This window comes from Rhizobium sp. 05L419, assembly GCF_056397845.1.
In genome coordinates this window covers 125,440-142,935 of sequence record NZ_JBFTOF010000012.1, presented here as the reverse complement: position 1 = coordinate 142,935, position 17,496 = coordinate 125,440, and the positions used below count along the sequence as shown (strand labels likewise).

13 protein-coding genes are annotated in these 17,496 nt (G+C 59.9%); 3 read left to right on the top strand and 10 right to left on the bottom strand.

Features of this window, described 5'->3' with window-relative positions:
* Nucleotides 1–1,075: 1,075 nt before the first annotated feature.
* Nucleotides 1,076–1,855 carry a glycoside hydrolase family 16 protein gene (locus tag AC1DMK_RS17055; RefSeq protein ID WP_477860562.1) on the top strand — a complete coding sequence of 260 codons (780 nt, stop codon included), beginning with the start codon at nucleotides 1,076–1,078 and terminating at the stop codon, nucleotides 1,853–1,855.
* 70 nt (nucleotides 1,856–1,925) lie between these two features.
* Here the strand turns inward: AC1DMK_RS17055 and AC1DMK_RS17050 are convergent, their stop codons facing one another.
* A complete protein-coding gene (locus AC1DMK_RS17050; RefSeq protein ID WP_477860560.1) occupies nucleotides 1,926–2,132 on the bottom strand; it encodes a KTSC domain-containing protein in 207 nt (68 codons plus the stop codon).
* 1,301 nt (nucleotides 2,133–3,433) lie between these two features.
* Here AC1DMK_RS17050 and AC1DMK_RS17045 point away from each other — a divergent pair.
* Complete coding sequence (locus AC1DMK_RS17045) at nucleotides 3,434–3,886, top strand: hypothetical protein (RefSeq protein ID WP_477860558.1); 453 nt, start codon at nucleotides 3,434–3,436, stop codon at nucleotides 3,884–3,886.
* A 102-nt stretch (nucleotides 3,887–3,988) separates the two neighbouring features.
* Here the strand turns inward: AC1DMK_RS17045 and melA (AC1DMK_RS17040) are convergent, their stop codons facing one another.
* The 6 genes from melA (AC1DMK_RS17040) to melA (AC1DMK_RS17015) form a co-directional block, all read right to left on the bottom strand.
* A complete protein-coding gene (gene melA, locus AC1DMK_RS17040; RefSeq protein ID WP_477860556.1) occupies nucleotides 3,989–5,359 on the bottom strand; it encodes an alpha-galactosidase in 1,371 nt (456 codons plus the stop codon).
* 21 nt (nucleotides 5,360–5,380) lie between these two features.
* Nucleotides 5,381–7,048, bottom strand: coding sequence for an ABC transporter ATP-binding protein (locus AC1DMK_RS17035; RefSeq protein WP_477860554.1), 1,668 nt, complete (start codon nucleotides 7,046–7,048; stop codon nucleotides 5,381–5,383).
* 10 nt (nucleotides 7,049–7,058) lie between these two features.
* Nucleotides 7,059–8,192: an ABC transporter permease gene (locus AC1DMK_RS17030; RefSeq protein WP_477860552.1), complete on the bottom strand. Its 1,134-nt coding sequence runs from the start codon at nucleotides 8,190–8,192 to the stop codon at nucleotides 7,059–7,061.
* Between the two features lies 1 nt (nucleotide 8,193).
* Nucleotides 8,194–9,201, bottom strand: coding sequence for an ABC transporter permease (locus tag AC1DMK_RS17025; protein WP_477860550.1), 1,008 nt, complete (start codon nucleotides 9,199–9,201; stop codon nucleotides 8,194–8,196).
* A 112-nt stretch (nucleotides 9,202–9,313) separates the two neighbouring features.
* Nucleotides 9,314–11,401 carry an ABC transporter substrate-binding protein gene (locus AC1DMK_RS17020; RefSeq protein ID WP_477860548.1) on the bottom strand — a complete coding sequence of 696 codons (2,088 nt, stop codon included), beginning with the start codon at nucleotides 11,399–11,401 and terminating at the stop codon, nucleotides 9,314–9,316.
* Nucleotides 11,402–11,525: 124 nt separating this feature from the next.
* Nucleotides 11,526–12,992 (bottom strand): alpha-galactosidase, encoded by a 1,467-nt coding sequence (melA, locus tag AC1DMK_RS17015; RefSeq protein ID WP_477860546.1) that lies wholly within the window; start codon nucleotides 12,990–12,992, stop codon nucleotides 11,526–11,528.
* Between the two features lie 202 nt (nucleotides 12,993–13,194).
* On the opposite strand from melA (AC1DMK_RS17015), the gene AC1DMK_RS17010 reads away from it, so the two are divergent.
* On the top strand, nucleotides 13,195–14,085 hold the full coding sequence (locus AC1DMK_RS17010; RefSeq protein WP_037058256.1) for an AraC family transcriptional regulator: 891 nt from the start codon (nucleotides 13,195–13,197) through the stop codon (nucleotides 14,083–14,085).
* Nucleotides 14,086–14,112: 27 nt separating this feature from the next.
* On the opposite strand, the gene AC1DMK_RS17005 is transcribed toward AC1DMK_RS17010, so the two are convergent.
* The 3 genes from AC1DMK_RS17005 to AC1DMK_RS16995 form a co-directional block, all read right to left on the bottom strand.
* Entirely contained in the window at nucleotides 14,113–14,826 is a 714-nt protein-coding gene (locus tag AC1DMK_RS17005; RefSeq protein ID WP_037058255.1) for a DUF899 family protein, read from the bottom strand.
* 490 nt (nucleotides 14,827–15,316) lie between these two features.
* Nucleotides 15,317–16,039, bottom strand: a complete 723-nt coding sequence (hutC, locus tag AC1DMK_RS17000; RefSeq protein WP_477860544.1) for a histidine utilization repressor — start codon at nucleotides 16,037–16,039, stop codon at nucleotides 15,317–15,319.
* Nucleotides 16,040–16,098: 59 nt separating this feature from the next.
* A complete protein-coding gene (locus AC1DMK_RS16995) occupies nucleotides 16,099–17,460 on the bottom strand; it encodes a formimidoylglutamate deiminase (RefSeq protein ID WP_477860542.1) in 1,362 nt (453 codons plus the stop codon).
* Between the last annotated feature and the right edge of the window lie 36 nt (nucleotides 17,461–17,496).

Genomic DNA, 17,496 nt, shown 5'->3' with positions numbered 1-17,496 from the left:
AACCCCTTTAATAAACTCAAATGCTTTGAAGTACGCCGCTTCAGAAAATGCAACTCCTTCAGGCTCGCAAAGATATAGCCGGTTATGCTGCGGTGCGAAATAAATCGTACTGGAGAGTTAATTCAGCAGCTTTCCACAGGGAGTGGCTTTGGGCGACGCAAGGATCGCATCGCACGACACTAAAATCTTCGAGGCAATTAGATAACAAAATCAATTGCCAGATTAACGTGCTTCATAACTAGATAGTAAAAGAGAATATGGGAAAACATCTCTAGGAAGATTGCGCACAAAGATGCGATGCAGCATATTGGGGAAAATCGAATCGAGATTGAAACAACCTCATATTGTTTTAAACAACTTTTGCGTGAAGAATCTTCTATGGGAGGTTGGCCGAAATGTTCTCCGCGTTTTCTCTCCTCCAACAATTGAGGAAAACCGGGAGGTCAATAGATACGCGGGCCGTCCTTAACACAGTTATTGCGCACCGGCTGGAGCGTGAATGGCGGTTTTTCGATAAAGGGAGAAAGCGGCCGTTGCTAGGAACGAGTGATCTAGCGACGCTCGATCATACGCAGGTCGTAAGAAGGCTCAAGGTTGGTCGCGTCGACACTATTGTCGAGTGAAAGTGAAATACCCAAGCGGATTAACCGCGCACGGGTTCCCGATCTCACAGGTACCATTGGTCACTGCCAGGCAACGTGTGAACCAAGTTAACTTATCGCCTCAAAGACGAGGATAACACTTGAAGGATCGCGGCAAGCAATGTGATTGGCCATAAGATGTAGGCAAGGGCCATCTTGATCGGTGAAACTCGCTTTTTTTCGCCATCACTTGATTTGAACAGGAATCCCAGCAGCATCAGCACAAGGCCCGCCGCCCAGACCCAAACGACAGTAGTTAGCATGCAATCTCGCTCCTCCAATTCCAGGCCGCCCTCCCCAGGCAGCAGGTTTCTGTTCGAACAGCAGCTCGGACATTGATATAGCACCAAAGTTAATTCTCCGAGTCTTCAGGAACTTCGCCGACGGCGGCCCATTGTTTGGCCCGCAATCAGTTTGAAAAGGAGACACGTACCTTGTCCAGCGCGATACCTTTTGGGCTTTCATTCGTGTCCTTTTTGTTGGTCGCCTTTGGCGCTTTTGCTGGCTCATTCGAGCAAGTATGGCACGATGATTTTGAAGGTCAGTCGGGAAGCCAACCGGATCGCGCGAAGTGGATGTACGACATCGGCTATGGGAATGTCCTGTGGGGCAACAACGAGTGGCAGACGTACACTGACAAGACCGAGAACGTCAGGCAAGATGGAATGGGCCATCTGGTGATCAGTGCCCGAAGGGATGCAAACGGAAAATACACCTCCGGACGGCTCAAAACCAAAAGTCGCTTCGCGCAGCGATTTGGTCGCTTCGAGGCCCGAATAAAGGTCCCTCGGGGGCCGGGACTGCTACCAGCTTTTTGGATGATGGGAAACGTCGGGCAATGGCCGGCCAATGGCGAAATCGACATTATGGAGAACGTTGGCAGCTCTCCGCGAACCGTATTCAGCAATATCCATGCCCCAGGTTATGCACTCCCGTCCACCTATTCGATCGATTCTGAGCTGTCTGTTGACTTTCATGTCTACGGTATCGAATGGACGCCAGGACGCATATCTTGGTTGCTCGACGGCAAGACTTACAGGACGATGGTTGCGAACGATATCCCGACCGGTGCCCGATGGATCTTCGATGAGCAGCCGTTCTACATGCTTCTGAATGTTGCAATCGGTGGTGACTGGCCCGGCAAGCCGGTCGATGAGGTGTTGCCGCAAGACATGCTGATCGATTGGGTGCGGGTGTCTTCCTACAATCCTTGAACAACCCGTGGGGGCCACCTTGAGGCCAAGCTCCTGCATTTCGGGCGGAATAATTTGCCCGTTCGCCAGGCTATCCCACGCGTTGGTATTTGGTCCGGATGTATTCGATGTAATGATGGCCGGGTGATGCTGCGCTCACCATTGCAGCCGCGGCCTCCTGGGGTACGCCCGTGAAGAGACGCTCCTCGCCGTTCTTGAAGCGGATATAGAGGCGTCCGTCGTCCTGAGAGAAAAAGACGGACTCTATAATCCGTGATGAAACCGGAAACTCTTTCATGCCACACCTCGCATGAAGCTGGTCTACAGGCAAAACCCCAACGCCAGCTAAACTGGTATGATTAACGAAAAGTCCAGCCATACGGCGACTTATTGCTTCAATCGAATTGTCGGGGCATTTTAAACCGCTTCTTTCCTTTTCTATGCCCCTGCAACGGAATGAAAAAGATGTGCTAGTCTTGCGCGGCATAAAAGTTGCCACCCAAAATGAGGGAATCGTGTCATTGTGAGACGGTTGGTGGGAGGAACATTTAATGTATATTATTCAAACCCGTTATCGGGCGGTGAACCACAACGGAGCAGCGCCTAGCGTCGTTGCATGACGACTCGGTTGAAATATCTGCTGATTGCACTTTTTGTCGCGCTGATCATATGGGGCGGTATCATTTCCGCTGCCCGGTGGCTCACAAGCGATGGATCCCCCGTGACTGAAACCAGATAGTCTGGAAGAGGTCCATGGAACGTCGTCGGGATACATGGGTGCGCCGACCTCATCCGGCGTGGGAATTTTTCCTGCGCAGCGATATCGAACTCGTTCTGCAAATGCTCTGTTGCTTCCTCTATTTGCGCGGACCAGACAAGTGGAATACCCACTTGATCAAAGTGGCAATGGAGATCGAGCCGTTTCGAACATGGTCGTCGAAGTGTCGCCGATGGGAGCGAGCAACTTCGAGATTGGGCGGCACGGCGGGCGGCAACCGTGCTGTTAAGCTCAACTGTATCTTTTCATCCACCCGCAACACTGCGCGGCGGAAATGGAAAGGCAGAGCTGGCCGGCTATGTGTCGGTCAGGCTGCCAACATAGCAAGTGCCCGCAAGAAGTGATTGTTTTCGTCAGCGGAGCCCTCTCTAATCGGCGTGTCGAGGTCAAGCTCTCTTCGCTCGTCGCCCGCAATCGGCCCTAGCCGGGCTCTCGGAGGCGTCGGTCGCACCGTTCCACGCCCCTTATGTTTCTTTTTGCTGCCTTGCGAAGGCTCAACGCCTATTCCGGCAACGCGCAAGTGCAGCTCGCTCATTTCAAGCCCGCGCTCGATTTGGGAGGGGATGACCGCATGTCCCGGCGGTTTGACTTAAACCGATAGGATCGAAACACGGGCTCCTAAAATACCCTGCTTCGGCGGCGGTCTTCTTCGCCAATTGGCCGGACGCCAAACCGGCTCCGACATTTCTTACCTGCCCAGAGGCACGTTTTTATCGACCCATGGAAAGTCGACCATTGGGAACGCTAAGCTTTTGAAAGATTCGGGACATTTGAGAGGCGCCCATCCAACAAGCAAAGCTTAGCCTTGTTTGCAAACTTCGATGTCAGATGCGCTCACACACGGTTGCGCCAAACATGCCGCCGTCTATTGTGACTGCAAGGCGTTTCCTCCGCGGTCATCACAATGGCTCAAGGGACGCAGCGAGCACAATGTGGGGTCGTCGATTTTGAAAGCCGCTTTGCGTACGACATTAATTTCCCTGGCTGTTTTGCTGCCAACGATGGCGTCTGGCGCGTCGGACGGCTGGCGTCCCGATGGCAGGGGAACGACCACCTGGCACGTCTTGCCGTCGGAAGGCCAATGCAACATCAGTCAAGCAACAAATCGCGCCCGGCGCGCCGGGATCTACCGGACGGATGTGGTCTACCGCGATGAGAACGTGCTGACGCTAAGGGGACGAACGGGCTGGGGCGACCGCCGCGAAATAACCTTCGCCAACGTTCGAGGATGTCCCGAGGTCGGTTTCAGCGATCTTCAGCCAAGACCACGCTAAGCGGCAGGCAAGACCCCCGCTTGGCGGTCGGTCAGGCCCAGGCAAAAAGCCCCGCGGCGATGCCGCGGGGCTTCCTGAGGCGCAAGACCGGGAGAGAGTTGGTCAGGCTGCCTGAACCTTGCGGCCGGCGCGAGCCCAGGCGGGCAGCCAGTCGCCGTGAGCGGCCAGCAGTTCGTCTGTCATCGCCCAGATCTGGTCGAGATCGAGTTCGGCTGCCGTATGCGGGTCCATCATCGCGGCGTGGTAGATGTGCTCGCGGTTCTCGGTCATCAACGCCTGAACCGTCAGTTCCTGGACGTTGATGTTGGTGCGGATCAGCGCGGTGAGCTGCGGCGGCAGGTCGCCGATGAAGGTGGGCTGAATGCCCGACGCGTCGACCAGGCAGGGAACCTCGGCCGCGCAGTTGTCAGGCAGCGAGGTGATGCAGCCGTTGTTGCGAACATTGCCGTAGATGACGGAGGGCTCGCCGGTCCAGACCGAATTGATGATCGACGAGGCGTACTCCTTCGACTGCGCAACTTCGATTTTGTCGGCCGAACGGTAGGCTTCCGCCTGCCCCTTCCAGCGGGCGATCTGCTCGATGCAGCGCTTCGGATATTCGTCGAGCGGTATGCCGAACTTCTCGATCAGGTCCTCGCGGCCTTCCTTGATGAAGTAGGGCGTGTACTCGGCGAAATGCTCCGAGCTTTCGGTGACGAAGTAGCCGAGGCGGGTCAGCATCTCGTAGCGAACCTTGTTCGGGCAGCGCGGGTTCCAGCCGGGCTTCGGAGCGCGGCCTTCGTGGTAGGCACGCACCAGGTCCGGATAGAGGTTCTTGTAGGAACCGTCGGGCTGGCGATGCTCGAACTTCAGATAGAAGGCCATGTGGTTGATGCCGGCCGAACGGTAGCGGATCTCCTCGTAGGGAATGTCGAGATCGTGGGCCAGTTCCATCGCCGTGCCCTGCACCGAGTGGCAGAGGCCGACCTGCTTGATCGTGGGATACTTCTCCGAAATCGCCCAGGTGTTGATCGCCATCGGGTTGACGTATTGCAGCATGATCGCTTCCGGGCAGACTGCGAGCATGTCCTCGCAGATCTTCCACAGGTGCGGCACGGTGCGCAGGCCTCGCATGATGCCGCCGACGCCGAGCGTGTCGGCGATCGTCTGTCGCAGGCCGAACTTTTTGGGGATCTCGAAGTCGGTGACCGTGCACGGCTCGTAGCCGCCGATCTGGAAGGCGACGACGACGAAGTCCGCGCCCGCCAGCGCCTTGCGCTGGTCCGAATAGGTCTCCGCCTTGGCCTTGGCGCCGAGCGTCGAGATCAGCTTGTTGACGACGATGGCGCTTTCTTCGAGACGCTGCGGATTGATGTCCATCAGGGCGATCGTCGCACCCGACAACGCCGGGCGCTGCAGCACGTCGCCGATGATGTTCTTCATGAAAACGGTGGAGCCAGCTCCGATGAATGTGATCTTGGGATTTCTTGCCATTATAACCTCCGGCATGTGCAATCAGGCTACCTCGAAAGCGGCTTTGACGAGCCGTTCGGTGTAGGCAGTCTTGGGATGGGACAGGACTTCGTTGACGGGACCCTCTTCCATGATCTTGCCATGCTGCATGACGATCACACGGTGGCAGAGGGCACGCACGACCTTGAGATCGTGCGAAATGAAGAGGTAGCTGAGACCCCGCTCGTCCTGCAGCCTGCGCAGCAGTTCGATGATCTGCGCCTGGACAGAAAGGTCGAGAGCCGAGGTCGGTTCGTCGAGCAGGATGAATTCAGGCTCGAGCGCGATGGCGCGGGCAATGGCGATACGCTGACGCTGGCCGCCCGAGAACTCGTGCGGGAAACGCGAGAGGATATTGCCCGGCATGCCTGATGCAATCAGCGCCTCGCGGACGCGATCGAGACGTTCTGCCTTGGTCGCCCCGAGCTTGTTGACGACAAGCCCTTCCTCGATGATCTGGCCGATCGTCATGCGCGGGTTGAGCGAGGAGAACGGATCCTGGAAGACTACCTGCATGCGCGAGCGCAGCGGTCGCATTTCGGCACGAGAACGGCCGTGGATCGGCTGCCGGTCGAAATAGATCTCGCCATTGTCGGTGTCGTTGAGCCGGAGCAGAGCCTGGCCGAAGGTCGTCTTGCCTGAACCGGATTCGCCGACGAGGCCCAGCGTTTCGTGGCGGCGGAGCGTCAGATCCAGGCTGTCGACCGCAACAAGCTCCTTCATCTCCGGCTTGAAGAAAGTACCGTGGCGCAGCATGAAGGAGACGCGCACGCCCTTGGCATCGAGCAGGATGTCCGACCCCTCCGGCAGCGGATTGGCCTGACCGCGCGGCTCAGAGCCGAGCAGGTGCTTGGTATAGGCGTGCTGCGGATTGGCGAAGAGCCTCTCGGTCGTGTTGTGCTCGCGCATTTCGCCGTGCTGCATTACGTAGACGTAGTCGGAAAACTGGCGAACGACGGTGAGATCGTGCGTAATCAGGATCACCGCCATCCGCAATTCCTTCTGCAGGTTGCGGATGAGGTTGAGGATCTGCGCCTGCACAGTCACGTCGAGTGCTGTCGTCGGCTCGTCGGCAATCAGCACATCCGGGTTATTGGACAGCGCCATGGCGATCATGACGCGCTGCCGCTGGCCGCCGGACAGCTGATGCGGATACTGCTTCAGCCGCGCCTCCGGATCGGGGATCTGGACGTGCCTCAGAAGTTCCAGCGCACGGGCCTCGGCCTGCTTCCGGCTCATCTTTCGATGAACGCGGATCGCTTCGACGATCTGGCTGCCGATCGTGTAGATGGGGTTCAGCGAGCTCATCGGTTCCTGGAAGATCATAGAGATCCGATCACCGCGCAGCTTGCGGCGTTCGCGCTCTGAGAACCTGAGGATATTGGCGCCTTCGTATTCGACGGTCGATTTGGGCGCGACCACGGCGCGCTTGGACAACAGCCCCATGACGGTGCGGGCCGTCACGGATTTGCCGGAACCGGATTCGCCGACGATGGCAATCGTTTCGCCAGGATAGAGCTGAAAGGAGATATCCTTGACGGCCTCCACCATGCCATGCTCGACCTTGAAATTCACGGCGATATTGCGGGCATCGATGATTGGGTTTTCCGTACGTCCTTCGTGATCGAGACGGACGGGCGGGGCGAAGGAGTTGACGAGAGTAAGGGCCATGTTCTTCACCTCAATAGGGATCGACTGCATCGCGCAGACCGTCGCCCAGCGCATTGAAGGCAAAGACGGTGATCAGGACGAAGCCGACGGGTGCCAGGATCCAGGGATAGGTGCCGATCACGGAATAGTTCGCCGTGTCCTGCAGCATCAGACCCCAGGAGATCAGCGGTGGCTTGACCGCAAAGCCAAGGAAACCGAGGAAGGATTCGAGCAGCACCACGCTCGGAATATGCAACGTCACGGCAACGATCACGTGGCTCATCACGTTCGGAAAGATGTGCTGGAAGATGATGCGCCGATCCGTCGCGCCAACGGCCATGGCAGCGCGGACGTAATCGATGCGGGCGAGCGCCAACGTCTTGCCGCGCACTTCGCGGGACATCTGCGCCCAGCCAAGCGCCGACATGACGACAATGACGAAGCCGAGGAAGACATTGGTGGGAGCGGTCACCGGTATAAGGGATGTCAGCGCCAGATAAAGCGGCAACTGAGGAAAGGCGAGCACCACCTCGACGAAGCGCTGCACCCAGGTGTCGAATGTGCCGCCGAAATAACCGGACACCATGCCAACGGTGGTGCCGATCACCGTGACAATGAAAACGACGGTGAGCGCGATCGTCAGCGAAATCCGCGAACCGATGATGGCACGCGAAAGGACGTCACGACCGAACTTGTCGGTTCCGAGAAAATGGACGGGCTGGCCGTCGACAGAACCGAAGAAATGCCGGCTGGCCGGAATGAGACCAAAGAGCCTGTATTCGGCGCCCTTCACGAAGAAGCCGAGATTGCGCGGATTGTCGTAGTCAGGACCGACGATCGGCTGGAAGGTCACGGGGTCGAGTTCCTCGGATTCGCCGAGCGCATAGACGCGCGGCGGATAAGTGAGGTTGCCGTCCTTGTCGCGGAAGCTGATCATCTGCGGCGGCGCGAAGCCGACATCGGTTGCCTTCGGATCCATGGGAGCGACGAAGTCGGCAAAGATCGCCATCAGCAGCAACAGGCCGACGAGGATAAGGCCCATCATGCCGGTCCAAGAGCGTCTCAGCCGCCGCCAGACGAGCGCCAGGTAGCTTTCATTGCCGTGCGGCGCGTTCTTGACGGCTTGTTCGTGCGGCGGTGGGGGAGCGGAATCGAAGGCGAGCATATCAGGCTCCTCCGTACTGGCGGACGCGCGGGTCCAGCATGGCAAGCAGTATGTCGGCGATGATGTTGCCGACGATCAGCGTGGCGGAGAGCACCATCATGAAGGTAGCGGTCACGTAGACATCGCCGATCGCCATCGAGCCGACGATCGCCGGTCCGACGGTTGGAAGCGAGAAGATGATCGCAGTCTCGATCTCGCCGGTCAGCATGTATGGAAGCACGACACCCTGGTACATCACGAGGGGGTGCAAGGCGTTCGGCACCGCATGACGCATGACCACGGCCGCGCCTGTCAGCCCCTTGGCCTTTGCTGTCTCGACATATTGGGCGTTCAGCGTATCGAGCAGATTGCCGCGCATGACGCGCATGTTGTAGGCGAGCCCACCGAAGGTGGCGATGGCAACGACCGGCCAGACATGGCGGACGAGATCGACGAATTTTGCCCAGGACCACGGTGCTCCGCCATACTGCGGCGAGAAGAAGCTGCCGATCTCGGAAACGTTGAACTGGAAGACGAGGAGATAGACGATGATCAGTGCCATCAGGAAGCGCGGCACCGTCATGCCAAGGAAGGCGACGCCCGACAGAAGGCTGTCGATCCAGGAATATTGCCGCGTTGCCGCCCAGATCCCGAAACCGATGCCGAGCACGGATGCCAGGATGTGGCAAACCAGGGCAAGCGCCAGAGTGCGCGGCAGGCGCTCGGCCACCACGTCGGCCACCGGCTTGTTGTAGAACATGCTGTAACCGAAATCGCCCTGTGTGACGATGCCCTTAATCCAGTGGAAGTACTGGATGACCATTGGCTGATCGAGACCATGGGCGACGCGGTAGGCCTGGGCCTGTTCATCCGCCTGGGCGAAGGAGGCGCCGCTCTGGTTGATCAGCTGCGAACGGATGTAGTCGGCGTAGTCACCGGGCGGTGCCTGGATGATCGCGAAGGTCACGACGCTCAAGATGATGAGGACGGGAATCGCGGAGGCTATGCGCACGAGCAGGAATCGTAACATCGGACGGTTCGCTTCCCCTTGCCGCCAGTCGCGCCTGTCGGTGCGGCCAGCTTGTTGATGTTGCCCGGCCGCGCTTCACGCGCGACCGGAGTTCTTGGTTGGGAGGGAGCTCTTAGTTGATCGGGCCCTTGTCGCCGGGCTTGCCGGGCAGATTCTCGGGGAACAGCTCGTATTTGCCCTGCTTGTCGGCAGCCACCCACAGGCGTTCGCGGATGACGGAGTCTTCTGCCCAGTTGAACATGAAGATCGGAGTCCCCGCAGGCACGTTGGAGAAGCGCTTGTTGATGATCAGCGCACCCGGATATTCCGTGAGGCCGACCGTATCGACGTTCTCCGTTGCAACTTTCTGGTACTGCTTCATCAGGTCGACGCGCTCGTTGTTGTCCTGGCTGGCCTGGAACTTGGTGACGATATCCACCAGCGTCTGTTCGTAGGGCATCAGGTCAACTTTTCCGTCCTTGCCTGCGCGGTGCTGCCAGCTCGTACGCGGACCGACGGGCGCAAGCTGCTCGGTGTTCTGGACGACCGATGCGAGCTCCGGCGAGCTTCGCTGGATCAGCCAGTCGAAACGGCCACCGTAGTGGGCATCGTCACGCTTGGGACCATCCAACGCGTTGAGGATGACCTTCAGGCCAAGCTTCTCCATCTGTCCGATGACGCCTTCCGCAAGGCTCTTGTCGGTGGCGTAGGCGTTGCTGACCAGAAGCACGATCTCGACGTTCTTGCCGCCTTCCGTTCCCGCGGCGAAGTTTACGAAGCCGTCGCCGTCGGTATCCTTGAGGCCGGCCTTGGCAAGCAGCGCCTTGGCGCCCTTCAGATCGAAGGGGTAATAAACGACGGAATTGCGATCGTAGAAGCTGGTGCCCGAGGACAGACCACCGGGATAAATCGCGGTGAACGGACCCTTGACCAGGGAGTCACCGATCGCCTTGCGATCGAGACCCATGGTGACCGCCTTGCGGAAGTCTTCATTGCGGTTCAGCTCGCGGACGGCCTGGCCACGCGCATCGGGATCGCCCCAGCCGTTGGCGGAGAGGTTCATGCGCATGTTGTAGCCGATCAGGCGCGGGCCGAAGGCAAGGCGTGCCGGCGCGGTTTTCTCGGCAGCGCGCTTCAGCGACGCCACGAAGTTTTCCGGCTGTTCGAGGTTCGAAATGTCGCCGGACCCGGCCACGGCCTGCACGTCACGATCGGCCCAGGTCGAGAGCTTGTAGTGCAGCTCGTTGAGGTAAGGCAGCTGATTGCCCTTCTCGTCGACCTTCCAGTAGTAGGGGTTGCGGCGCATAACGATGATATCGTCAGGACGGTATTCGACAGGCACCCAGGCGCCCATGACCGGAATGTTCATATATTCCGGCGGAAAAGCATTCTTGAACTGGTCGTAGGTGTTCTTCGAATACTTCGGATGCTGAGGCTTGAGGATATGCGACGGACCCGGGCAGAAGCTCGGATAGGCCATCGTATAGAGATACTGCTTCGGGAAGGCATCCTTGAAGGTCCATTCGACGGTGTAATCGTCGATCTTTTTCAGTGTCGTTCCCTGACCGAAAGCTTCCGGAGATGCGCCGCCGCCGAGCGGCGAGACGTTGGGATCGATGACCTCATCGTCCCAATAGAACATGATGTCATCAGCGTTGAAGGCGACGCCATCCGACCACTTAGCGCCTTCGATCAGGTGCATGGTCAGCTTATGGCCATCCTCGGACCAGTCCCAGCTCTTGGCGAGATTGGGGAGCGGTTCGGTGTCCTTGGCCTGTACCTGGAAGAGCGGTGCGGTGCGCGTCAGGCACTCGGAAAGGCCGATGTCGATGCCGCCCCAGCCCTGGGTCTGGCCGGCGCCGTAGTTCCAGCCTTCGGGCCGACCGCCGATGACGTGCCGCAGGGTGTCACCGTAGACGCCGGGGCCGTCCACCATGTTATCCGTCTTGAAGACAAGCGGCTCCTTGGGCAGGCGATCCTTGACGGGTGGCAGCTTGCCGCTGTCGACGAAATTCTTCGTCACCCAGTCCGGTTCATGATATTCAGGCAGGGCCTTGAACTCTTCGATGGAATCTCTGGATACGTATTTGATCTTGCCCTCCGCCGGGAATTGCGGCGGAACAGGCGGAGCTGTGGGCTCGGAGGCATAGGCGCTCAAAGCCGAGACCGAGACGCTCAGCGCCAGTCCGGCAAGAATGCCAAGGTTGCGGAAATTTGTCATCGTTTCTCCCTCTTGTTGCGGAGCGCTTTTTGGGCTCCGGTTCTCCTCAAACGATCCAGGGGGACGGCTCTGTGGCGATGGCTCTCCCTCCCGGAATCCCATCGCCGCGCGTCCTCCAGGAAACTCAGACAGCCTGCTTGAGCGCCGCCTTTTCAGCGCGCAGCTCATCGATCGAGCGCACGTTGCGGCGGGCCGCACCGGCCCAGTCGCGCGTCTTCACGGTCGATTTCGCCAGCCGCTCCTTGGCTTCAGGCACGGCATGGGCGTATTGCGGCAGCCAACGGGCCTGGGCGACGACCATTTCATCGACCATCTGCCAGACCTCTTCGGGCGTCGAGACGGCGCCGACCAGGGGGTCGTGCAGGACGGCCAGCTTCAGCAGGTCGATATCGCCGCTGACGGCGGCATGGACCGACATGCGCTGAACGTTGATCGAGGCGATGCAGGTCGCCGCGCAGGCTTCCGGGATCGTGATGCCGGAGACCATGTTGATGCCGAAGCGGTCGACGAAACCGGGCGACTCGATAATAGCATCAACCGGCAGGTTTGTGATCACGCCATTGTTCTTCACGTTGAAGTGGCCGCGATAGACGCGGTTGGTTTCCAGCGCTTCGAGAATATGGCTCGCATGCTCGTTCGAGCGCTTGGAAGGATCGATCGGCTTTTCGGCCGATGCGAGGAACTGCGGGAATTCCGTTTCGAACCAGTTGCGCGTTTCCGTCGAGTGCCTGAGGTAACCGCCGGTCTCGCCGTGGATCCAGTCGGACATGTCGATCCACTTGGTAATCTCCTCCGGCCGCTTGCGGTACCAGGGCAGGTATTCCGACAGGTGGCCGTTGCTTTCCGTCGAATACACGCCGAAACGCTTCAGCACGTCAATGCGCAGCTTTTCCTGCTGCGAGAAAACCGGGTGCGCCTCGAAGGCGGCTACGAGTTCGTCCTTGCCGATCCTGCGGCCGTTGAGGCGCAGATCGATGAACCAGGTCTGATGGTTGATGCCAGAGCAGATATAGTCGAGTTCCGAGCGCGACTTTGCGCCGAGAACGTCGGCGATCTGTTCGGCGCCGTGCTGGACGCCATGGCAGAGGCCAACGGTATCGACCTTCCCGTATTCGATCGCCGCCCAGGTGTTCATCGCCATCGGGTTCGCGTAGTTCAGGAACTTCGCACCGGGTTCGGCGACGTCGCGGATGTCCTTGCAGAAATCGAGGATGACAGGGATATTGCGCTGGCCATAGAGAATGCCGCCGGCGCAGATCGTATCCCCGACGCACTGGTCGATACCGTATTTCAGCGGGATGCGGATATCGTCGGCATAGGCTTCCAGGCCACCGACGCGAACGCAGCTGATGATGTAGCGCGCGCCCGTCAGCGCCTCGCGGCGGTTGGTGGTCGCCGTCACCTTGGTCGGCAGCTTGTTGGATTCAACGATCTTGTCGAGGATCGCCTTGATCATCTGGAGGTTATGCTCGCTCACGTCGGTGAGCGCAAACTCGATATCCCTGAATTCCGGAACGCACAGGATGTCGGTGAACAGCTTTTTCGTGAAGCCGACGCTGCCTGCGCCGATGATAGCGATTTTGAAACTCATGATCCTAACCTCGATGCGATCAAAATGCCGGCGTTGGAGGATGAGAAGAAGAATAGCGCCCGGGCTTGCGTGCTGCGCCAAAAAAGGCCAGAAATCCGGCTAATTCTCCTCCCCGCCATTCCTCGGTGCTGGCGGTGTTCTCTCTCTTGGGGGCGGATTATGCGCAATTTCGGCGGGGCCGCCAGAGAAGGATTATGCTTTCATGGGTAATTCTGTGCTTCAGGAATTGATCGACCGAGGTCCCGCCATGCGGACCGTTTCGCTACCGCGGGGCCGACAGACGTTGCATACGATGCCGACCAGCACGGGCTACGAGATCCGCACCGACGCAACTTATGACTGGGACGGACGCAAGCGCGGCCAGACGCCGTTCACCGTGCTCCAGCACACGATTGGAGGGGCGGGCAACCTCAGATACGACAACCGCGAACTGCGCGTGAAGGAAGGCGAAACCCTGCTGGTCCTCGTTCCGCACAACCATCGCTATTGGTTGGAGGATGGCGGCCGATGGGAGTTCTTCTGGATCTCGATGAATGGCGACGAAGCGCTTCGCGTCCACCGCTCCATTCTCGCGGTAACAGGCCCGATCCTCAAGCTGCAGCCGCACACCATCGAACATCTGGCCGATTGCAGCCTGCGCCTCATCGATGGTGCGGAGACCCCGGGCCACGCATCGGCGATAGCCTACGAAGCGGCCATGGCGCTCTATGACGACGTCTTCGGTTCGCATCCCGTCTTCAGCGAGGAATACCGGACGATGCAGCATGTCATCGGCCACATCATGAGCAATCTCGAGCGTCCGCTGCCGGTCGAGGACCTTGCCAAGGTGGCAGGCCTCAGCCGTGCGCATTTCTCGCGCATCTTCGCCGCCAGCGAAGGCGTTCCGCCGGCCGAATTCGTCCTGCAGAAACGCCTGCAGCGCGCCGTCAAGCTTTTGACCAAGACCGACAACATGCCGGTGAAGGAGGTGGCGATCCGCTCGGGTTTCGAGGATGCCAACTACTTCTCCAAGGTCTTCCGACGTGTCTACGGCACCAACCCCACCGAATTCCGCACGACCGGCATGTATGCGAGCGTCGGCAGGGGGCGCTGACGATGCACTGCGACGGGCGCCGCCAGCCTATCTTTGCGCCTCGTAGGAAAGCTTCGGATACCAGCTGGCCGGACGCCCGTCGGGCGTCGTGTCGAGCACGGTCCACAACGGCATGAAATCCGGCGCGCCGCGCGGATCCTGGCCGGGATCGGCGGTCTCCGGTCCCATTTCCGCGCTCCAGAAGTGGCGGATCTTGCCGTCCCTGCGGGTGAAGACGTTGTAGGCCGCGTCGTCGCTGTCATCCTTGCCAAGCGCGCGGTAGTCGCGGCTGTACTCGTCGCTCAGGTCCGAATAGAGCGGCAGGTGATGCCAGCCGCGCTCCTGCTTGAAGGCGAGCAGCCGTTCGATCGGCGAACGGGCGACGACTGCGAAGGCGGTCTGTTGGCGGATGTCGGGAATTTCGCCATCAAGCGCCGACAACATGGACGTGCACATCGGGCATGGACGTTGCCGCTGCGGCCCGAACATGTAGCTGTAGATCACCAAAGTCTGCTTGTCCCCGAACAGCTCTTCGAGACTGACCGGTCCGTCCGGCCCCTCAAAGCGGTACTCCTTCGTCACCTCGCCGCCCGCCGGCAACGCTCGCCGCTGCTCGGCAACGCGCTCGATATGGCGACGCAGTTCGATCTCCTCGGCAAGCAGCGCCTGGCGCGCACGCCGATATTCGGCGCTTTCGTTCGGCTGGCGGGCGGCGTTGCCTCTTGCCAGTTCCGTTGCGGAAACAAGACTATGGGCATCCATCGCAAGGGCCTCCTTCTCGGCTCGTTTACTCGACACATCCTGCCGCGAGCGCGGATGCGCAACGGCGTGTCCTTCAAGAACGTTCGGAGAGAGGAAAAATCGACATGCCCGCACGAAAAATCTTCGCATTCGGCAGCGGAGGCCTTGGGCATCTGCTGTCATCTGGGGTCCGCAGAAAATGGTCTCCCTTCGGAGACGGCGGCGTGCTTCGCCGAGTTGAGCTCCGGACGTGCCTGTGCGGCACACAAGGTCCCCAGGGGAAGCGCAAGCTTCTCCCCAGGGGAAGCGCAAGCTTCTCCCCAGGGGAAGTTGAGAGGGGAATGCAGAGGGACCGGAGTTGCGGACAAAACCGCCGAACAGGGCGCTGGGAAGCGATATTTTATTTTTACTCCCACGCGGCAATTTTCAACGCCCCGTCCGAGTAAGCGGGCATGGTCAAACCACGGGCCGCATCGGGTCGCGTGAACGAAAAATGTGCAGCATGACAAGTTTAGGCGGAAGCCGGCGTGAACCGTGCCACGAGTGCGTGCTTGTCGCCGGGATAGGTGAAGCGGACGTGGGTGACCGGGCCGACATTGCTCCAGGTCCGGCGTTCGACGACAAGACAGGCCGTGTGGCGGGGAATGTCGAGGGCAGCCGTTTCCTCGGCCGCAGCCGAGACTGCGTGGATACGATGCTCCGCGCTGCTCCACGGAATTTGGTTGAGCAACCACGCACCCGGCGCAATATCGGAAAAGTCGGCGCCGCCTGCTTCCGGGACGGTTTCCAGGCTGATTAATCGTTCTTCAAGGCAAAAAGGCCTGCCGCCGGCGCGATGGATGCAGACCACCTCCACGACAGAGGAACCGGGCGGAACGTCGAGCCGGCGGATATCCTCCGCCTTTGCCTTGCGCACGATCCGCGCCGAAACCGCATAGGAATAGGCGAGGTTCAGCGACTGGACCTCGGCCTTGATATCGTGGATTTCAAGAACGGCCGATTGTGCCTGCGGCTGCGTAACGAAGCTGCCGGACTTCTTCCGACGCTCGATCAGGCCCGCCTTGGCGAGCTGCGTCAGCGCCTTGTTCACGGTCATCCGCGAGCAGTCGTATTCCTTGGTGAGGTCGATCTCGAACGGGATGCGATGACCCGGCGGCCACTCGCCCGAGACGATACGGCCTTCGATGTCGCTGAGGATACGCTGGTGCAAGGTTGTGTCCTTGCTCTGGTTCATCGTCACGCTCCGGTTGGCCCTCCCGCTCTAATGTGAATACGCATTCGTGGAAAGCCCCGTTAGGCCGCGAGCAGTTCTCCCATCACCTTCAGGAACCGACGATTGATCGCGTCGCGGCCGACATGGCGCCCGCCATCGACTTGCTTGCGGCCGAGCGCCCAGACGCTATCGACGCCGACGCCACCGGCAAAGACCCAGTGATCAAGCAATTGATCGCCCGAGAGATAGGGAACGGCGCTGGTATCGAGCGACACGATGTCCGCATGGTTGCCGACGGACAGGCCGGCGGGCGCCTTCAGCGCCGCGCCGCCACCTGCGATGGCGTGATCGAAGAGGCTTCGCGCCGTCGAGCCGCCGGGTGTTGCGATGACGTTGCGGGCCTTCAACGCCAGGCGCTCGGAATATTCGAGCTGCCGCAGCTCGCCGGCCAACGAGATCAGCACGTTGGAATCCGAACCGACGCCGTAGCGACCGCCCTCTTCCAGGAAGAGCGGCGCCTCAAAGGTGCCGTCGCCGAGATTGGCCTCGGTGATCGGGCAAAGGCCGGCGATCGCGCCGCGCTGCGCCATCGCCCGCGTTTCCTCATCGGTCATGTGGGTGGCGTGGATCAGGCACCAGCGGTGATCGACCGGGGCATTGGCAAGCAGCCATTCCACGGGACGCGCGCCGGACCAGGCGATGCAATCCTCGACCTCTTTCACCTGCTCGGCGACGTGGATATGGACCGGTCCCTCGCCCACCATCGGCACGACTTTCGCCAGCTCTTCGGGCGTCGCGGCGCGCAGGCTGTGCGGTGCAAGGCCGAGTTCGGCGCCCTCGATCCCGCCGGTAACCTTGCGGCAGCCATCCATCAGCCTCGCAAAGCTGTCGAGCGAGTTGATGAAACGCCGCTGACCCTCGATCGGCGCGGCACCCCCGAAGCCGGAATGCGCGTAGAACACCGGAAGTAGTGTCAGGCCGATACCGGTCGCGCTGCTTGCGGCGCCGATGCGCTCGGCAAGCTCGGCAATATTGGCATACTGCCGCCCGTCCTTGTCATGATGCAGGTAGTGGAACTCGCCGACGCGGGAAAAGCCGGCTTCCAGCATTTCCATATAGAGCTGCGCTGCAACCGCCTCGACATGCTCCGGCGTCATCGACAGGGCAAACTTGTACATGACCGTACGCCAGCTCCAGAAGCTGTCGTTGGCCGGACCCCTTACCTCGGCAAGGCCAGCCATGGCGCGCTGAAAAGCGTGACTGTGAAGGTTCCCCATCGCCGGAACGAGCGTATGATGTCGTTCGTCGGCCTGGTCGGCGGCGACGGCCGTTTCTATCTGCGAGATGCGGCCGTCCGTCAGTGTCAGGCGCACGTCCTTCTGCCACCCCTGCGGCAGGAGGGCCGCGCTCGCATGAAGTGTGGTCGCAACCGTTTGTGCCATGACCGCTTTTTCTCCTCTTTGGCGTCGCGCATCTTT

What these genes read in the sequence shown, in the direction of transcription:
- AC1DMK_RS16995 (WP_477860542.1), bottom strand. Translation starts at nt 17,460, where the DNA reads ATGGCACAAACGGTTGCGACCACACTTCATGCGAGCGCGGCCCTCCTG.
- hutC (WP_477860544.1), bottom strand. Translation starts at nt 16,039, where the DNA reads ATGAACCAGAGCAAGGACACAACCTTGCACCAGCGTATCCTCAGCGAC.
- AC1DMK_RS17050 (WP_477860560.1), bottom strand. Translation starts at nt 2,132, where the DNA reads ATGAAAGAGTTTCCGGTTTCATCACGGATTATAGAGTCCGTCTTTTTC.
- AC1DMK_RS17005 (WP_037058255.1), bottom strand. Translation starts at nt 14,826, where the DNA reads ATGGATGCCCATAGTCTTGTTTCCGCAACGGAACTGGCAAGAGGCAAC.
- AC1DMK_RS17030 (WP_477860552.1), bottom strand. Translation starts at nt 8,192, where the DNA reads ATGCTCGCCTTCGATTCCGCTCCCCCACCGCCGCACGAACAAGCCGTC.
- AC1DMK_RS17025 (WP_477860550.1), bottom strand. Translation starts at nt 9,201, where the DNA reads ATGTTACGATTCCTGCTCGTGCGCATAGCCTCCGCGATTCCCGTCCTC.
- AC1DMK_RS17020 (WP_477860548.1), bottom strand. Translation starts at nt 11,401, where the DNA reads ATGACAAATTTCCGCAACCTTGGCATTCTTGCCGGACTGGCGCTGAGC.
- AC1DMK_RS17010 (WP_037058256.1), top strand. Translation starts at nt 13,195, where the DNA reads ATGGGTAATTCTGTGCTTCAGGAATTGATCGACCGAGGTCCCGCCATG.
- AC1DMK_RS17035 (WP_477860554.1), bottom strand. Translation starts at nt 7,048, where the DNA reads ATGGCCCTTACTCTCGTCAACTCCTTCGCCCCGCCCGTCCGTCTCGAT.
- AC1DMK_RS17045 (WP_477860558.1), top strand. Translation starts at nt 3,434, where the DNA reads ATGTCAGATGCGCTCACACACGGTTGCGCCAAACATGCCGCCGTCTAT.
- melA (WP_477860556.1), bottom strand. Translation starts at nt 5,359, where the DNA reads ATGGCAAGAAATCCCAAGATCACATTCATCGGAGCTGGCTCCACCGTT.
- melA (WP_477860546.1), bottom strand. Translation starts at nt 12,992, where the DNA reads ATGAGTTTCAAAATCGCTATCATCGGCGCAGGCAGCGTCGGCTTCACG.